Below are 18286 nucleotides of genomic sequence, written 5' to 3' on the forward strand. Positions count from 1 at the left end.
ACGAAATCTACGGATGTGTTTATCTTTGTCTTCAAGTCCGGAACAAAGGAGAAACAATGAAGAAAGCAGCCATAGTCGCCCTACTATTTGTATTGGCTTTTCCCGTTTGGGGACAAGTCACCTGGGGCGTGCGTGCCGGAGGTTCCTACTCCGCGCTGGTGCAAAAGATTGGCGACAAAAACGAGGCAGGCTCCCGCATGGGATTCAGCGTAGCAGCCCTGGCGAATATCCCGCTAAACGCTATCTATAAACGGCTCTCTATACGAACCGAATTAGGACTGATGAACCAGGGCGGTGCCTGGTACTCCGGACAAGACCTCGACGGCATGGCTTTCTACAACCGATGTCGATATAACTCACTCCATATTCCGGTCAACCTCGCTTGGACCTTCCCCTTTTATGACATGCGGATCAGCCTCTATGCCGGTCCCTCCTTCGACTTCTCTCTCTTTGGAGATATGACCAGCCGGAAGGAAAACCAACATTTACATTTCGGGCATACGGACGAAAAAGACCTGAAGCCTTTCGACCTGGGCGTCAACACCGGTTTCTCCGTCGCCTACCACGCCTACTTCCTCGCCGTCAACCTCAACGCCGGCACCCTCGACCGCCGCGCTACCCGTCGCCAAGGCGAGTCACCCGTCTACCAAAATAATATCACCTTCTCCTTGGGGTATTATTTCGAATGTAACTGATAGCGTCGAAGACGCTTGACGTTGATAAACCCCATGTGCAGCGTAGCGGAACATGGGGCCGAGATCACCTCATCCTCCTTCGGCCTCGAAGAGGTCGGGCGCAAAGGAATACATGTACCACCTCTTCGAGGCTGAGGAAGACACCTATAGCTGGCACCCCATGCTCCGCTACGCTACACATGGGGTTTATCAACGTCAAGCGTCTTCGACGCTTTCTAAAACGTAATCCCGGTTCAGACAATTTTACAAATTGTCAAAAACGCCTGAGAAAATTTCCAAAAACGTAGGGGTATTTTAAACTACCCGCAGGAGTAACACTTTTTAACGTATCATATTGTAAAGCAAAACGGCGATTTTGCTTACATTTTGTCATTTGAGGATTTTAAGGAATTTGATAGACTTTGAAACCCTCTCTACCCCCTTTTCTCAGCACATTTTTGGCTATGTAGACCAAAAAAAGTAATTTTGCACCATTTGAAAAAATTGAGAATGAAGGGAACTACCATCTATCAGCCGGACGAGAAATTCACGATCGGCCAGATAGAAGCACTATTATTTGAAGACAAGGAATTGGAAATTGCCACGGAAGCGTTGGCTAAAGTGGAAACATGTTACTCTTTCCTACAGACTTTTGCGAAAGAAAAGGTGATCTACGGCATTAACACCGGATTTGGCCCGATGGCTCAATACCGGGTGGAAGATGATGTACTTCGCCAATTACAATATAATATCATCCGCAGTCATGCCACCGGAGCAGGCCGTCCGTTGCCACCGGTCTATGTGAAAGCGGCGATGATCGCCCGCCTGGCGACCTTCCTGCAGGGCTATTCGGGCGTGCATACCGAACTGGTCGAACTATTGCGCCAATATATCAACCGGGGCATCTACCCCTTTATTCCCGAACATGGAAGCGTTGGTGCCAGCGGCGACCTGGTGCAACTGGCGCATATCGCCCTGACACTGATCGGCGAAGGGGAAGTTTTCTACGAAGGAGCCTTGCGCCCTACCGCGGAGGTATTAAAAGAGACCGGACTACAGCCTATCGAAGTGCATATTCGGGAAGGGCTTTCGGTGACCAACGGCACGGCGGTGATGACCGGCATCGGCCTGGTCAACCTCATCTATGCGCGTCGCCTATTGCATTGGGGCATCGTGGCATCGGTTATGGTGAACGAGATCGCCTCCTCGTACGATGATTTTATGTCGCCAATACTCAACGGCGTAAAAGCACACGAAGGACAGCAGAAAACGGCTGCCGCCATGCGTCGCTGGATCGAAGGAAGCCAGTCGATGCGCAAGCGGGAGCATGAACTCTTCGGGCAGAACGATGAAAAGATATTCAACCACAAGGTGCAGCCCTACTACTCCCTCCGCTGCGTTCCGCAGGTGTTGGGGCCGGTGTGGGATGAACTGGATAATGCCGAGAAGGTACTACTTAACGAAATCAATTCGGCCAACGACAACCCGATTGTCGACCCCGAATCACAATATGTATATCATGGCGGAAACTTCCACGGCGACTATGTTTCGTTCGAGATGGATAAGTTAAAAATCGCCCTGACCAAATTGACCATGCTGGCGGAACGACAATTAAACTATCTTTGTCATGACCGTATCAACGAGATATTGCCGCCGTTTGTGAATATGGGTGTATTGGGATTGAATTACGGATTGCAGGCTTCGCAGTTTACGGCTACTTCGACAACGGCTGAATGTCAGACCCTGTCGAACCCGATGTATGTGCATAGCATTCCCAACAACAACGACAATCAGGATATTGTCAGCATGGGAACCAATTCGGCTCTGATCGCTAAAACCGTTGTGGAAAACGCTTTCCAGGTGATGTCCATTCATTTCATGGCCATCGTGCAGGCGGTCGACTGCCTGGAGATGAAAGAAAAACTATCGCCGCGCACGCGGAACATATATGATGAAGTACGGGCTATCTTCCCTGTTTTTGTGGAAGACACGCCAAAATACAAAGAGATAGAGGCTGTTATGGCCTACCTGAAAGAAAAACGCATAGAGAAAGAAATATGAAATACGCATTGGTTACAGGCGGAAGCCGCGGTATCGGACGGGCAGTCAGTGTGCAACTGGCCGAGATGGGTTATTATGTATTGGTTAATTACCAGAGCAATCAAGCGGAAGCCTTGGAGACCTTGCGCTTGGTGCGCGAGAAGGGTTCCGATGGCGAATTGATGCCCTTCGACGTAACCAACCGGGAAGAGGCGGAATCTGTCCTGAACAAATGGATGGAAGCACATCCGGGTGAATACATCGAAGTATTGATCAACAATGCCGGCATCCGCAAGGACAACCTGATGTTGTGGATGGGCGGCGACGAATGGAATCGTGTGATCGATATCAGCCTGAACGGGTTCTATAACGTGACCCAACCATTACTGAAAAATATGTTGGTCAAGAAGCTGGGGCGTATCGTCAATATGGTTTCGCTTTCCGGCCTCAAAGGCATGCCGGGGCAGGTGAACTATTCGGCTGCTAAAGGCGGCATGATTGCGGCGACCAAGGCATTGGCGCAGGAAACAGCCAAAAAGAATGTGACGGTAAACGCCGTAGCCCCCGGTTTTATCCGCACGGACATGACACAGGATCTGGACGAAAACGAACTGAAAAAACAGGTGCCGGCAGGCCGTTTTGGCACGCCCGAAGAGGTGGCTGCGTTGGTAGGCTTCCTGGTTTCGCCGGCGGCGGCTTATATTACAGGAGAAGTTATCTCCATTAACGGAGGTTTATATACATAAAAAAGTGCGATGAACAGAGTTGTTATCACAGGCATGGGTATTTATTCCTGTATAGGGAAGAACCAAGAAGAGGTATTGCATTCCTTATACAACGGGGTTTCCGGCATCGGCATCGATCCGGCACGCAAGGAATATGGCTACCGCTCAGCCCTGACCGGGATACTGGAACGCCCTGACCTGAAAGGCATATTGGACAGAAAGAAACGCAATGGACTTTGCGAACAGGGACAATATGCCTATGTGGCAACTTTGGAAGCGCTCCGCCAAGCAGGCATCGACGAGGACTACCTGCAAAACAACGAGGTAGGCATCCTGTATGGCAACGACAGCAGCGCGGAGCCGGTGATCCAGGCGATCGATATCATCCGCGAAAAACATAATACAACACTGGTAGGATCGGGATCGGTTTTTCAGAGTATGAACTCGACCGTAACGATGAACCTGGCGGTGATATTCAAACTCAAAGGAATCAACTTTACGATCTCCGGTGCCTGCGCCAGCGGGTCACACGCCATTGGCATGGCACACACCCTGATCCGTACCGGCATGCAGGAGTGTATCGTTTGCGGAGGAGCCCAGGAGATGAATATCTATTCGGTAGGCAGCTTCGACGGACTCGAAGCCTTCTCCCGCAGGGAAGAGGAGCCAACGAAAGCCTCGCGCCCATTCGACAAGAACCGGGACGGATTGGTACCCAGCGGAGGAGCAGCCACCCTTATTCTCGAAAGCTACGAATCGGCAATGCGCCGCGGGGCAACGATCCTGGCGGAAGTGGCCGGTTATGGCTTCTCTTCGAATGGCGACCATCTCTCCGTGCCCAATGTGGAAGGGCCGGCACGCTCCTTAAAGAGAGCGTTGGAAAGCGCCCGGTTATCCATACAGGACATACCATATATCAATGCACACGCGACCTCTACCCCGGTAGGCGACCAGAACGAAGCGAAAGCGATCCTGGAACTCCTGGGCGATTATCGCCCATATGTCACCTCCACCAAGTCGCAAACGGGACATGAGATGTGGATGGCGGGAGCCAGTGAAGTGGTTTATTCCATGTTGATGATGCAAAACGGTTTCATCGCTCCGCATCTGAATCTGGAAGAACCCGACGAGGTATCTTCCAAACTGCTGATCCCAACAGAAAGGGTGGAGACGGAGTTTGATGCGTTCCTATCGAATTCATTTGGCTTCGGAGGAACCAATTCGACACTGATTGTCCGGAAATTTACTGAATAAAAACATTTATATATACGCTATACAAAAATGGCAAACGCAGAATTAATTGCAAAAATAAACGAGAGACTGGCCGACGAATTTGAGGTCGATATCGAACGAATGCAACCCGACGCACCTATGATGCAGACCCTGGAGCTCGACAGCCTGGATCTGGTCGATATGGTGGTGCTGGTGGAGCAGGACTTCGGATTGGTATTGAAGGCACAGGACTTCGTTGGCATACAAACATTCCAGGATTTTTACGATTTTATCGACGCGAGACTGAATGGCGCAAACGAATGAAAGCGAATGGAAAGGGAAAACCCGGGGAGGATCCTTCGGGTATCGCTTTTTTATTCTCTTGATCAAAGGGCTGGGGATACGAGCCGCCTATGCATTTCTCTGTCTGGTGGTCGTCTACTTCATACCGTTCGCACCCAAAGCAACGAAGGCAAGTTGGCAATATGCGCGCCGCCGCTTACATTATAACCGTCTACGTTCCATCGGTTTTCTTTTTCGCAATTACTACCGGTTCGGACAGACATTGATCGACAAGGTAGCGATCCGCTCCGGAAAGACAGATGATTATCACTTCGATTTCGGTACACATTATGAGGAGTTCCTGCAACTATTGAACAGCGAGCAGGGAGTCATCCTCATCGGTGCGCACGTGGGCAACTGGGAGATCGGCGCCCCCTTCTTCGACGATTACGGCAAACGAATGCATATCGTGATGTATGATGCGGAGTATCAAAAGATCAAAGAGATACTGGAACAAAACATGAAAGGCGGCGGTTACCAAGTGATTCCGGTCAATGAAGACAACCTGACGCATGTGTTCCGCATCAGCGACGCGCTCAACCGGAAAGAATATGTTTGCTTTCAGGGCGACCGGTTCACGCAAGGGGCGCAAACCCTGCAGGCTCCTTTCCTGGGCGCAAACGCCTCTTTCCCGGCCGGGCCTTACCTATTGGCCTCCCGACTGCGGGTGCCCGTGGTCTTTTATTTCGCCCTGCGTGAAAAGGGAATGAGATATTCCTTTAACTTTGTATTGGCAGATGCGCCGCCTGCCGAAAATAAACGCGGGGAACGTGAAACGGCTTTATTAACACAATATATCGAAGCATTGGAAACCATACTGGAAAAGCATCCCGAGCAATGGTTCAATTATTACGACTTCTGGAAAGTATAAACAAAGAAAACATATGAAACTATCGTCTCCTCAAAAGGAAATATATAGTAAAGACCGGTTCACGGCAGCCGAAGCGCAACGGCTTGCGCAGGAGATTGCCTTCGGCCCGGTTGTCTTTCAGGTATCGCGCCTGATGCGTTCTTTCGGCATCTTCGAGATGTTGCGGAATGCCTCCGACGGATTAAGCCTGGAGGAGATTACGGAAAAGACCCAACTTTCGCGTTATGCCGTGCAGGTATTATTGGAATCCTCGCTGACCATCGGAACGATCCTATTGAAAGAGGAGCGTTTCTATTTGGGCAAAGCCGGTTGGTTTCTGTTGACCGATGAGATGGCACGCGTGAATATGGACTTCAATCAGGATGTCAATTACCTCGGACTCTTCCATCTGGAGGAGGCGTTGAAGGAAGGAAAACCGGCGGGACTACAGGTATTCGGCGAATGGCCGACAATCTATGAAGGACTGTCGCGCCTGCCCGAACAGGTACAAAAGAGCTGGTTTGCTTTCGATCATTTCTATTCGGACAACTCGTTCCAGCAAGCATTGGAGATTGTCTTCTCGCGTCCGACGCGCACCTTGCTCGATGTCGGTGGCAATACCGGACGATGGGCAATGCAATGTGTGGCCTATTCACCCAATGTGAAGGTGACCATTATGGATCTTCCGCAGCAGTTGGAGATGATGCGTGAAGCGACCAAAGAACAGGAAGGGGCAGACCGTGTCGGAGGATTCCCGGCCAATCTATTGGATCCGGCGCAGGTGTTTCCCAAAGGCTTTGATGCTATCTGGATGAGCCAGTTCCTCGATTGCTTCGCTGAAGAAGAGGTATTGAGTATTCTTTCCCGGGCGGCCGTTTCGATGGAAGCCGATAGTCGTCTTTATATTATGGAGACGTTCTGGGACAGACAGAAGTTCGAAACGGCCTCCTATTGCCTGGCGCAGACCAGTCTCTACTTCACAGCATTGGCAAACGGCAACAGCAAGATGTATTACTCCGCCGATATGGAGCGGTTGGTAGCCGAAGCCGGACTGGAGGTCGAACAAATGCACGACGGACTGGGCTTGGGGCATACGATTATGCAATGTAAAAAGAAGAGAAGTTAAGATATGAAACGACATAAAAAACAGGAACCGGCATTGATCCATCGCACGACGACACGCGTACGCTTCAGCGAAGTGGACGCGATGAACGTAGTCTGGCATGGTTCGTATGTGCGCTACCTGGAAGATGGGCGGGAAGCCTTCGGCAGGGAGTACGCGATCGGTTACTTCGATATTATGAAAGAGGGCTATGTGGTTCCGATCGTCGACCTGAACGTGCAATACAAACATTCCGTATTATACGGGGAGACGATCACCATCGAGACGCGTTATATCCCAAGCTCCGCGGCAAAGATCCTCTTTGAATATATCATCTATAAGGAAGACGGCGAGACGATTGCCGCTACGGGAAGCAGCACCCAGGTGTTTGTCTCTCGCGAAACCAATCAACTGGAACTGAATACCCCGGCTTTTTATAAGGCCTGGAAAGAGAAATGGAACATCGGGTAAAGACATACCTCACGGCAGATACCATCCTGAGTGCTTTGGGTTTTTCTACGGAGGAAAACCTGGAAGCCGTGCGTACCTACCGGACAGGACTTGGGCTGATCAACGACACGACGATATACGACCAGCCGTTTATCGGAGCAAGAATAGACCGGAAACGCCTGCAAGAGCAAATCGAAGAAGCCGGATTAGAGCAATATACTACGCTCGAACAATTGTTTATCCTTGCCATCTCCGATGTGATACGCCAAAGCGATATAGACCCGGCGGATCCGAACTGCCTATTGATCCTCTCGACAACGAAAGGGAATATCGATTGTCTCGAAGCGGAAGGGCTGGCGGAAGAAGCCTATCTATCGGTGATGGCGGAGCGGATTGGTAATTATTTCCGCATGACGCATACCCCGTTGGTTCTATCTACCGCTTGTATATCGGGCGTATCCTCGCTGATTGTGGCTTCGCGCCTGATCCGAAGTGGCGACTACAAACATATTATCGTAGCCGGTGGCGATCTATTGACCCGCTTTGTCACAACGGGTTTCCAGTCGTTTAAGTCGGTAAGTCCGGCTGTTTGCCTCCCTTACGACGAGCGGCGCGACGGACTCTCGCTCGGAGAAGCCTGTGCGGCATTGTTGGTTACCTCCGATCGTTCCCGCGTAAAAGAAACTATACCCATCCTATTAACAGGAGGCGGCATCAGCAATGATGCCAATCATATCTCCGGACCTTCGCGCACCGGCGACGGACTCCACCTGGCTATGGAGCAGGCGTTGCGTGAAAGCCATCTGGAAGCGGAAGAGATCTCTTTCGTAAATGCCCATGGCACGGCAACACCCTATAATGACGAGATGGAGTCGAAGGCGATTCACCTCAGCCATCTCGACCACACTCCCCTGAACAGCCTGAAACCCTATTGGGGACATACCTTGGGTGCATCGGGGCTGTTGGAGACTATTGCCTGTATGTATCAGTTGCGCGAAGGGGAAGTGTACAGCACGTTGGGGTACGAATCGACCAATGTTTCCTACCCTTTGCAAGTCAGCGCCCAACACCAGGCAGTCGCTCCGATGAGGCATTGCCTGAAAACAGCCTCCGGATTCGGAGGATCCAACGCGGCGCTTGTATTGTCTGTCGCCGAAGAAATAGAAGATACCGACGGCCTTGTCCCGGCAGAGACAGAGGTGGTTAAACACTGTCTTATCCGTCAAGGGGAGATTTGGGTGGACAACCAATTGCGCTTTTCGGCAGATGAGGGCGATGATTTCCCTGCATTTATCCGCAAAGCCTACAAAGACTTAGCACTGGACGATCGGAAATTCTACAAAATGGATGACCTCTGCAAGCTGGGATATATAGCTACTGCCTACTTACTGGAAGGCAAAGAGCTGTCCGACCAGTACCAACCGGAAGAGATTGGCCTTATCTTATCGAACAAAGCTGCCTCGTTAGATACCGACCTGAAGCATCAACAGGAGATCGACACGAAAGGAGATCTGGGAGCCAGCCCGGCCATTTTTGTGTACACCCTGCCAAACGTTGTCATGGGAGAATTGGCTATTCGTTATAAAATAAAGGGAGAAAACACTTTCTTTGTATCCGGGAACGACCCGGAAGCCTTCCTGCGCCACTACGCGAGCCTGGCAATGCAAAGCCAACAGATGCGGGCTTGCGTTGTAGGATGGTGCGAACTATTGGGCTCAGCCTACGAAGCCCGCTTTGAATGGATAGAACGTAAATAAGTAAAACATATGGAACAATTAAAACAAGAACTCAAAGAAGCATTGATCGAAACATTGAACCTGGAGGATATGACTCCGGAGGAGATCGATAATGCTGCGCCACTATTCGGAGACGAGGGGTTAGGACTCGACTCCATCGACGCCCTGGAGATCATTCTGATCCTGGAGCGCAACTACGGAATCCGTATCGAAAAGCCATCGGAAGGTAAAGAAATCTTCTATTCGGTCGACACCCTGGCTCAATTCATCACGGCTAACCGCACGAAATGAAAGTCTTTATCACAGGAATAGGAGCTATTTCCGGCATTGGACAAGGGGGTGAAGAGCATCTCGCCTCCTTTCGTTCCGGACAGCATGGCCTGGGAAAGATCACTCTTTTCCCGACACGCCATGATGTACCTGTTTCTGAGGTAAAAGCAACAAACGACAACCTAAAGGAGCGGTTAGGTATACCACGGCAACAAACCCTGTCGAGAACGGCTCTTTTAGGCATCACTGCCGCCCAGGAGGCCTGGCAGGATGCAGCAATTGCCACGACAAACGGCCTGCGCGTCGGGCTTATTTCAGCCAACTCCACCGGAGGAATGGATCTCTCCGAGCAGTTTTATCCCCTTTTTCGGGAAGACAACAGCCGGGGAAGGCTGCATCATGTTGCTTCGCACGATGCCGCAGACAGCACCGAACGGATTGCATCCTACTTAGGCTTGACCGGTTTTCGCACCACCATCAGTACCGCCTGTTCGTCGGCCGCCAACGCCTTGATGTTGGGGGCGCGCATGATCCGACAGGGCCTATTGGACGTGGTGATTGCCGGTGGCACGGATGCCCTTTGTAAATTCACCCTGAATGGGTTTTCCTCCCTGATGATTGTCGACCGGGAGCCCTGTCGTCCGTTTGATGCCTCACGGGCGGGTCTGAACCTGGGGGAGGGCGCCGGATATGTGGTATTGCAATCCGAAAAGAGTCTACACAAGTCGCCCTACGCGGAGTTATGCGGTTTTGCCAACAGCAACGATGCTTACCATCAAACCGCCTCCTCACCGGATGGAACGGGTGCCTGGCTGGCGATGAAGAACGCCTTGGAGATCGCCGGGATCAGCCCGGAAGAGGTGGACTATATCAATGCCCACGGCACAGGCACGCCCAACAACGACGCGTCGGAAAGCCAGGCGATCTATCGTCTTTTTGGAGACAGGATCCCTCCGTTTAGCTCCACCAAAGCTTTCACCGGCCATACCTTAGGCGCTGCCGGTGGATTGGAAGCGGTGTTTAGTGTATTGGCTATTCAGCGGGGCATCTACTACCCCAACCTGAACTTCACCACCCCTATCGAAGAGACCGGCCTGATGCCTGTAACCTCCTATAGCGAACAGAACCCCATCCGCACGGTGGTGTCCAACTCGTTTGGGTTCGGAGGCAACAATACCTCTTTAGTCTTTCGTCAGATAAACCGATAAATTATGTTTGAAAAGGCTGTCTATATCAACTCCATCGCCTCCATACACCCGCCTGTATCGGAACCGGCAGACCGGATCCCCGGCACACGACTGAAAGCCGAAGAGCCCGACTACAAGCAGTTGATTCCGAACGCCGGTGCGCGTCGCCGCATGAGTCGCATCATCCGGATGGGTGTCGCTGCCGCTACGCGCTGCCTGCAAGAGGCCGGAGAGGCATGGCAACCCGATGCCATCCTGACGGCTACCGGGCTGGGCTGCCTGGAAGATACGGAGAAGTTTATGAATAGCTTCCTGGATAACGATGAAGGATTGCTCGCCCCTACGGCCTTTATCCAGTCGACCTTCAACACCATTGGCGGGCAAATCGCCCTGTTGTTGGGGAATCATGGCTACAACAATACCTACGTGCACCGGGGCTTCTCGTTGGAAAGCGCCCTCTTGGATGCAGCACTTTTATTGGCAGAAGGCAAGGCCAGCCGGGTATTGGCCGGATCGATCGACGAACTGACCGACACCTTATACGCTATCCTGGCACGTTTCGGCTGTTGGAAAAACGCCATGGCCGGCGAGGGAGCCGCATTCTTCCTACTTTCCGATCAACCCTCCGCCGCTTCGGCGGTTCAACTACAGGCGATCGATATGATCTCTTCTCCGGAAAAACCCGGAGAGGCGTATCTCCATGCGTTTCTGAAACGATATCACGCGGAAGAGGCAACCATCCTCTATCCGGAGGAGTACAAACAATATAGTGGCGAATACCCTACAGCTATGGGCTTCGGGCTCTGGTATGCCTGCCATCAGATGAAAGAGAAAGGCCTACCGGCCATCCTGCTCTGTAATTCATTTCTGGACAATCATTCATTGATCCTCCTAAAACAGGCATAATATGGTGTGGGGACTACTCATAGTATGTATCCTGGCAATAGGATCTTTCCTGTTCTACGCCTCCTACAGTATCGCTTCAGGTGTTTACCTGAAAGCCTTTTGCCGGGCAAATACCCGGGAAAAAGTAGTGGCATTGACCTTCGACGACGGGCCTGATCCCATACAGTCACCCTTTGTACTTGATCTGCTTTCACGCTATCAGGCCAAGGCTTCCTTCTTCTGCATCGGGGAAAAAGCCGCGCAATATCCGGAAATTGTCCGGCGGATGTACCGCGAAGGCCACCTGGTCGGCAACCATTCGCTGCAACATAAAAACAGTTTCCCCCTCACACCCTACCGGGAGATGCTTGCTGATCTCACGCAAACCCAAGAGATATTGGAGGGAATCATCGAAGCACCCGTCACTTTTTTCCGCCCGCCCTTCGGGGTGACCAATCCAACCGTTGGAAAAGCCGTCCGCACATTGGGGTATACCACCATCGGCTGGAGCGTCCGTTCGCTCGACACCCGGGGAGAGCCGGTCGACCGAATCATGAAACGAATCACAAAACAAATCCGTCCGGGCGCCGTTATACTCTTACACGACCGCCTGCCGGATAGTGTCGAACTGTTGACGGCACTGTTTGAATACCTTCAGGCTAACGAATACAAGGTGAAACGTGTTGATGAACTAATAAATAATTACGCCTTATGAAACAATTCTGTATAGTACTTTTCTTCCTTTTTACCGGGCAAGCCTTCGCGCAGGAAGCGGCTACACCCCTCGTCTCCTTAGAGGCTTTTCAGGAGCGTCTGAAAGAGGCATCCGGCAAGATTCAATCCATTGAAGCCGACTTCCGTCAGGATAAATACCTCGATGTCTTTGCCGAAACGATTGTTTCCAAAGGCCGCTTCGCCTACCGCAAAGAGGATAAGATCCGGCTGGAATACACCGATCCCCTCGCCTACCTGATGGTGATCAACGGTAGCCAGCTGAAAATCCTGTCGGATGGCAAAACGAATATCGTCTCTTTAGGCACCAACCCCATGATGCAAGAGATGAAAACCCTGATTGCCGCCAGTATGATCGGTGACCTGGGCAGCCTATCCGCCGGTTATACGACCCATTTTTCGGAAAATGCCTCCTCTTACATTGCGCGGATCGAACCCAAATCGGCCACCACCCGCCAATATATCCGGGAGATTACGATCACATTCAGTAAAACGGATATGTCGGTCACCACCCTGCGCCTGGCAGAGGCGGGAGAGGATTATACGGAATATCATTTTACCAACCGCCGGTATAACACGATCAACTCGGATGAATTGTTTGCGATACCTTAGCCTTTGCCTGTTATTATTGGCTACCTCCTGTGCACCCTCCATCATTCGGGGATTGCATAAGGAAGGAGATCGCATGATCGAAAGGGAAGAGTTGATCCCCCCTCTGCAGACCAACGGGCAATTGCAACGCTATCACATGACCTTCGACCTGGGGAAACATCACTTCAGCGGTATATTCCTGATCAAAAAGACGGGGGAAGAGCGCCATCGAACCCTCTTCACCACCCATTTCGGACTCACGGTATTCGATTTTGAAATCAGCGAAGAAGAACTAACGGTCCACCATTGTATGGAGCCCCTGAACAAGCAACAATTACTGGATCTCCTATATAATGACTTCGCCCTTCTTTTGGGTTTGCATTTTGAAGAAGTGAACCCTGCCATTCTTTACCGGTCGCCTACGGACTCCACGCAGGTCTACCGCCTCACCCAAAAGCCTTCCAAAGGGTATTACCGTACCCTTTCGCCCTCCACCCCTTTTGAAAAGATTCAAACAGGCCGCGGCATCACGAAACGCACCCTGTGTGCTACGCCCGGAACGGTTGTGATTTGTCATCGTTTTCCCAACTTACAGATACGATTGGAAGAGATAAGACTTTAAGGACTTCAAGGTTTATAAAGAAATCAAGCAATAGGAAGTGTAAACCAAAAGCAGGAGCCTTTGCCCGGTTCGGAGTCGACACCGATGGTTCCGCCCATGCCTTCGATCAGGCTTTTGCAGATGGAAAGGCCTACGCCTGTACCCTGAGCAAACGAATCGATTTTTACAAAACGCTCAAAGATACTGTCGATATCCTCCGGTGAAATACCGATACCGGTATCTTTCACGTAGAACAACAGGGTGTCATCCTCCTGATGCTCGCAGCCTAAGGTGATAGAACCACGTTTCGTGAACTTAAGCGAATTGGTGACAAAGTTTTCCAATACCTGCTTCACCCTGTCCGCATCCGTATAGATCACATGATCCTCATACAAAGGTTCCATCTTCATCTCAATACCCGGTGGAATCTCTTTGGCATTGAACAGTCGTACCACCTCTCCACACAGCTTGCGGACAGATACTTCGCGTTTCTCAAACACCATCGTTCCCGACTCTATATTAGAAAGATCCAATACGTCTGAAACAATTTTGAGAAGCAAATCATTGTTATGGCGGATAATAGAGATATATTCCCGCTTCTCATCTTCGTCTTGTGTTTCAACTAATAGGTCGGAAAAACCGATAATAGAATTGAGCGGTGTGCGAATCTCATGACTCATATTGGCCAGGAAGGCCGACTTAAGCCGGTCTAATGCCTCCGCTTTATCCTTGGCGAGGATCATCTCTTTCAATTCGGTAATATCATAACTCACTCCGATGAGTTCGATATGGCCATTGACCGGATCTTTCTTAGAGGTCAAGGTGCAACGGAGCCATCTCACCTTGTTTTTCTCTATCACCCGTATCTCCTTTTCAAAGCTTTGGGTGCGACCCGACGCTGCCTTGTCGTAGAAATGTTTGATAGCTTCAAAATCCTCCGGATGCAGCTGGCTATACATATCCGCCAGGTCATCGGTCATCAGACTATTTGCCGGTTTGCCCAAGCTGGTAAACCACTGGCTGATGCCAAAGCCCTCCTTCGTGGTCAGGTTCCATTTGAAATAGCCCACTTTCGCCAGGTTGGCAATCATCGAGAAGTAGGCTTCAAACTCTTGAATCCGCTGATAGGCATTGGTAGTCTCCGTATTGTTTATATTGATGAACAGGTAATTCTGTATTTTCCTGTTTTCATCGAAGATGGGGACTATTTTAATCGTGAGGTTTTTCACCTCCATAGGCGGAAACTCCTTCTTATAATAATCGCCTACCAGACTGAAGTCATAAATAAGATTAAAGTCAGCCTTTTCGCCTTTCCGGATCTTCTTTTTCACCTCTTGGGGCAGACAAGGGTGATCGAACAGGTTTAACCCGATCACATTATCCTCCGCATCGAGTTCCAATATCTCCAGGTTCTTATCGTTCCGGTACAATAATCCTCCCTTCTCATCGTAGAGCTCAAGCCCTACCGGCAGGTTTTCATAAATGGTACGCAATAGCTTCTCGCTCTCGGCTACAGCCTTATGGGCATTGTGTACATCGGTCACATCCAACACCAACGAGATCACTTCGTCTTTATGCAGAGAAAAGCGGATTACCCGGCAATGCCTGTCAAGTGAAGGCAGGGGGAAATCAAACTCAACATGCTTATCCGTATTGACCACCTCGAGCATAGATGACAAATCGTCTATCATGAAAAGATCCGACCCTTTCATGCCTATGATATTCTCCGGGGCGATATCGATGATACGTCCCAGCTCGTCATTTGCCTCCGTATAGGTGAAGTCGACCGGTTGATCCTCGTCATAAAGTATCCGTACCGCCAAATAACCGATCGGCATGCGTTTGTAGAGTTTCTGCAGGTATTCTTTGTCGTCCAGGATCTGTCCCTTCGACTTCTGTAACTCCACGCAGATATTGATAATATGCATCAGAGAAGAGAACCATTGGAAATCTTCTTCCGACCAATTACGCTGCTTGTCTACGACATCGATACCGGCATAGCCCCAGATCTGATTATCCTTCGACACGAAAGGCACGACCATCAATGATTTTATGTTCTGCGATTCCAGGACATCGCGATCCACGAGATCCCATGTAGGCAGATCGTCTAAAGATGAAAGGATAATGGGTTGTTGAGTCAATATCTGCTGGTTCCACCAGGTATCGGGTTCAAAGAACATCTCAGTCAGATTCTCTATCTCTTCCAGGCCGGGGCGGCTGACAGCTTCATAGGTGCAGCTTTGGTTCATATCTTTCCAGTTATACTCGAAGATATAGGCTCGCTCGGCACTGAAATGTGTCACTAAGGTGGAAAGAATATGGTTCACCATATCATCGAAATTCTCCCGTTGCAGGAAAGAGAATAAAGACTTAGTGATACCATTCAATTGGTGTATCAGGTTCTTCACCGTTTCACGGGCTGTCTCCTGTGTGATTTTTTCTTCCGGTTCGTCAAACGTGATCATCACGCCCAGCAACCTATGCTCTCCCGTTTTTTTGAAACGAATAGTGATCCATTCCACCTTGTCGGAGATATAGATCGGAAAGAAATATTGGTGCGTATGCGTGCCGGAAGCAGCAAGAATAGCCTCTACGATTCGGGATCGATAATCCTCGCGAATCATCTTAAAAAAAAGCGGCGCGTCTATGGTGGTAATACCCAGGCCTAAGAGATTGGCCACGGAGGCAGAACAGGTCAGTTGGCTTTTTTGTATATCCAACTCCCACCAACCCAAGTCGAAGAGTGTTGAGACTTCTAAATACCTGTCACTCTCGGTCTGCCAATCTATCGGCAGTACACGGTTCTGCTCTTCTTTCATATTCTTTCTCCTTACATAAAAGCGCTAAAGATAACCACAAAGAATCCTATCGGAAGAAAAACAAACGCTACTAATTTACTCTGATAAGAAATAGGACGGTCTGTCAGCATTTTTCTTTTTCAACATGCTGCATGTACCATCAAACAAAGCATCCGGTTCCATTTCCAACGACTGGGCTGAAATGTCTCCTTGTATGCGGGCTGAGGATTTCACCTCCAACGTTTCTGCCATCACAGAGCCTTCCACTTCGCCGAAGACCTCAACATACGAGGCAGACACCTTCCCTTTTACACGGGAGGTCTTCCCCAGTATCAACTTTTCGTTGCAGGCTATTTCACCATCGATCTCACCATCTACCCGGAAATCCGATTCCGTATAGACATTGCCAATGATGATTGTACCGGCAGATATGATATTCAGCATACCACTATTCCCGGTTGATACTGGAGGAGTTATCTCTTCATTCATTTTTTTCCCCATAGAAAGGCTCCTTTAATCTATTTTTAAGTCATCATCCAACAGGTCTGCCAACTCATCGTCTTCCAGATCCAGTTCGTCTTCCACCGTCTCTCCCTCTGTCAGGGGCGTAAAGGACTGGGGTACCTCGGGCATCTTAGGTAATTCACCCTCTTTGGACATCAAGCAGGTACCATTGAATTGAGCATCGTGTTCGATTTCAAGAGAACGGGCAGCAATATCACCCTGAATAACCGCCGTCGATTTGATGATCAGTTTTTCAGCGTAGATCTGTCCTTCGATCTCACCCAATACTTCGGTATAAGAAGCGGTGATTTTGCCTTTCACCTGTGCCTTTGGCCCGATAACCAGTTTTCCGTTACAGGCTATTTCGCCTTCTACTTTCCCGTCCAGACGGAAATCACTTTCGGTAATCACATTACCGATTATTGTTGTGCCGGCAGAAATGATGTTGTGTAAGCCATTAGGTGCCACATCGTCGTATAGTCTGTTTGCCATTGTGATAGAAGATTTGATTTAGTACAAATATAATTGATTATTCGATTCGACAAGCGTATGTCTTACCATTTCACCTCGTCCAAAGAGGGGGTACTTGGCACCTCGGCATACTGCACACCGGCCTGCTTCTTCATCGAGAAGGTACCGTTCACCTGTGCGTCGGGCTGTACCTCGAGCGACTGAGCGACAATATCACCATTGATAACCGCAGAAGATCTGACCACCAGAATCTCAGCAATGATCATGCCTTCTATCTCACCTAACACCTCCGCGCTACGGGCATTGATAATGCCTTTTACCTTCGCCTTCGTTCCTATCACCAATTTTCCCTTACAAGAGATTTCACCTTCTACTCTTCCATCCAGACGGAAATCAGTCTCAGTAATGACATTCCCAATTATAGTCGTATCTACAGATATCGTATTGTATGAATTACCTGTTACGACTTCTTCATATTGTTTTCCCATTTCAACTTTTTATATTAATGATAGACAAATATATATTCTTTTTTCTGATTGAGCCACATTTTATTGTAATTTAGAAAAAAAGATAAACAGATTGTGACATTTTGAGTCGGCTATCGACTAACTAAGAAAAAACAAGTAATAAGGAAATTGTGGAGAAAGATTTTTTAGACATGATCAGGCAACATAATGGCATTATCTATAAGGTAGCGTCGTTTTATGCCGACAAAGAGAACGTGTTGGATGATTTGTATCAGGAGGTAGTACTCAACCTGTGGAAATCATTCCCGAACTTTCGGAAAGAGAGCACCTATTCGACCTGGATCTATCGGATTGCCCTCAACACCTGTATCTCTTTTTTCAGGAAAAGCAGTCGCAAACCCATGTATGTGGAGCTTTCTCCCGATCTCAAAGTGCCTTCCGAAGACAACAGTCTTTATGTAAATGAATTGTATGCGCTGATCAATCAGCTCAACAAGTTAGAACGTGCGATTATCTTTCTGTATCTGGAGGACAGACCCTATAAGGAGATAGCAGATATTATGGGGATCACCTCTACCAATGTCTCCACGAAGATCAATCGCATCAAAGAGAAACTAAAAAAAATGTCAAACAATTAAAGCAACGTATA

The 18286-nt window shown here is 49.5% G+C and carries 20 protein-coding genes; 16 read left to right on the forward strand and 4 right to left on the reverse strand.

Translation table 11 applies throughout. The annotated features are described in order from the left end of the window. The first annotated feature begins 56 nt into the window (after window positions 1-56). From M2134_RS12025 to M2134_RS12095, 15 genes are all read left to right on the forward strand, one after another. On the forward strand, window positions 57-695 hold the full coding sequence (locus M2134_RS12025; protein ID WP_280751759.1) for a porin family protein: 639 nt from the start codon (window positions 57-59) through the stop codon (window positions 693-695). A gap of 489 nt (window positions 696-1184) precedes the next feature. Then, on the forward strand, window positions 1185-2735 hold the full coding sequence (locus M2134_RS12030; protein ID WP_280751758.1) for an aromatic amino acid ammonia-lyase: 1551 nt from the start codon (window positions 1185-1187) through the stop codon (window positions 2733-2735). Further along, entirely contained in the window at window positions 2732-3460 is a 729-nt protein-coding gene (fabG, locus tag M2134_RS12035; protein ID WP_280751757.1) for a 3-oxoacyl-ACP reductase FabG, read from the forward strand. Before M2134_RS12030 ends, fabG begins: the two co-directional genes overlap by 4 nt. 9 nt (window positions 3461-3469) lie before the next feature. Then, window positions 3470-4693: a beta-ketoacyl-[acyl-carrier-protein] synthase family protein gene (locus tag M2134_RS12040; RefSeq protein ID WP_280751756.1), complete on the forward strand. Its 1224-nt coding sequence runs from the start codon at window positions 3470-3472 to the stop codon at window positions 4691-4693. 27 nt (window positions 4694-4720) lie between these two features. Further along, window positions 4721-4975: a phosphopantetheine-binding protein gene (locus tag M2134_RS12045; protein WP_280751755.1), complete on the forward strand. Its 255-nt coding sequence runs from the start codon at window positions 4721-4723 to the stop codon at window positions 4973-4975. Further along, window positions 4959-5864 (forward strand): acyltransferase, encoded by a 906-nt coding sequence (locus M2134_RS12050; protein ID WP_280751754.1) that lies wholly within the window; start codon window positions 4959-4961, stop codon window positions 5862-5864. Before M2134_RS12045 ends, M2134_RS12050 begins: the two co-directional genes overlap by 17 nt. A 13-nt stretch (window positions 5865-5877) precedes the next feature. Next, a complete protein-coding gene (locus tag M2134_RS12055; protein ID WP_280751753.1) occupies window positions 5878-6969 on the forward strand; it encodes a methyltransferase in 1092 nt (363 codons plus the stop codon). A gap of 3 nt (window positions 6970-6972) precedes the next feature. Continuing rightward, window positions 6973-7416: an acyl-CoA thioesterase gene (locus M2134_RS12060; RefSeq protein WP_280751752.1), complete on the forward strand. Its 444-nt coding sequence runs from the start codon at window positions 6973-6975 to the stop codon at window positions 7414-7416. After that, window positions 7401-9152, forward strand: coding sequence for a beta-ketoacyl synthase N-terminal-like domain-containing protein (locus tag M2134_RS12065; protein ID WP_280751751.1), 1752 nt, complete (start codon window positions 7401-7403; stop codon window positions 9150-9152). Before M2134_RS12060 ends, M2134_RS12065 begins: the two co-directional genes overlap by 16 nt. A 9-nt stretch (window positions 9153-9161) precedes the next feature. Next, window positions 9162-9422: a phosphopantetheine-binding protein gene (locus M2134_RS12070; RefSeq protein ID WP_280751750.1), complete on the forward strand. Its 261-nt coding sequence runs from the start codon at window positions 9162-9164 to the stop codon at window positions 9420-9422. Beyond that, window positions 9419-10609: a beta-ketoacyl-[acyl-carrier-protein] synthase family protein gene (locus tag M2134_RS12075; protein WP_280751749.1), complete on the forward strand. Its 1191-nt coding sequence runs from the start codon at window positions 9419-9421 to the stop codon at window positions 10607-10609. Before M2134_RS12070 ends, M2134_RS12075 begins: the two co-directional genes overlap by 4 nt. A 3-nt stretch (window positions 10610-10612) precedes the next feature. Next, entirely contained in the window at window positions 10613-11494 is an 882-nt protein-coding gene (locus tag M2134_RS12080) for a beta-ketoacyl synthase chain length factor (protein ID WP_280751748.1), read from the forward strand. Window position 11495: 1 nt separating this feature from the next. After that, window positions 11496-12188 carry a polysaccharide deacetylase family protein gene (locus M2134_RS12085; protein WP_280751747.1) on the forward strand — a complete coding sequence of 231 codons (693 nt, stop codon included), beginning with the start codon at window positions 11496-11498 and terminating at the stop codon, window positions 12186-12188. After that, complete coding sequence (locus tag M2134_RS12090) at window positions 12185-12817, forward strand: outer membrane lipoprotein carrier protein LolA (RefSeq protein ID WP_280751746.1); 633 nt, start codon at window positions 12185-12187, stop codon at window positions 12815-12817. Before M2134_RS12085 ends, M2134_RS12090 begins: the two co-directional genes overlap by 4 nt. Continuing rightward, window positions 12795-13418 carry a hypothetical protein gene (locus tag M2134_RS12095; RefSeq protein ID WP_280751745.1) on the forward strand — a complete coding sequence of 208 codons (624 nt, stop codon included), beginning with the start codon at window positions 12795-12797 and terminating at the stop codon, window positions 13416-13418. Before M2134_RS12090 ends, M2134_RS12095 begins: the two co-directional genes overlap by 23 nt. A 23-nt stretch (window positions 13419-13441) precedes the next feature. Here the strand turns inward: M2134_RS12095 and M2134_RS12100 are convergent, their stop codons facing one another. From M2134_RS12100 to M2134_RS12115, 4 genes are all read right to left on the reverse strand, one after another. Next, window positions 13442-16216 (reverse strand): ATP-binding protein, encoded by a 2775-nt coding sequence (locus tag M2134_RS12100; RefSeq protein ID WP_280751744.1) that lies wholly within the window; start codon window positions 16214-16216, stop codon window positions 13442-13444. Window positions 16217-16291: 75 nt separating this feature from the next. Continuing rightward, window positions 16292-16696 carry a polymer-forming cytoskeletal protein gene (locus M2134_RS12105; protein ID WP_280751743.1) on the reverse strand — a complete coding sequence of 135 codons (405 nt, stop codon included), beginning with the start codon at window positions 16694-16696 and terminating at the stop codon, window positions 16292-16294. Window positions 16697-16708: 12 nt separating this feature from the next. Then, window positions 16709-17191 carry a polymer-forming cytoskeletal protein gene (locus M2134_RS12110; RefSeq protein WP_280751742.1) on the reverse strand — a complete coding sequence of 161 codons (483 nt, stop codon included), beginning with the start codon at window positions 17189-17191 and terminating at the stop codon, window positions 16709-16711. Between the two features lie 62 nt (window positions 17192-17253). Continuing rightward, window positions 17254-17658 carry a polymer-forming cytoskeletal protein gene (locus tag M2134_RS12115; RefSeq protein WP_280751741.1) on the reverse strand — a complete coding sequence of 135 codons (405 nt, stop codon included), beginning with the start codon at window positions 17656-17658 and terminating at the stop codon, window positions 17254-17256. A 170-nt stretch (window positions 17659-17828) separates the two neighbouring features. Between M2134_RS12115 and M2134_RS12120 the strand changes: the two genes are divergently transcribed. Then, complete coding sequence (locus tag M2134_RS12120) at window positions 17829-18275, forward strand: sigma-70 family RNA polymerase sigma factor (RefSeq protein ID WP_280751785.1); 447 nt, start codon at window positions 17829-17831, stop codon at window positions 18273-18275. Window positions 18276-18286 lie beyond the last annotated feature (11 nt).

This window comes from Parabacteroides sp. PM6-13 (genome assembly GCF_029892605.1).
GTDB lineage: Bacteria > Bacteroidota > Bacteroidia > Bacteroidales > Tannerellaceae > QVMG01.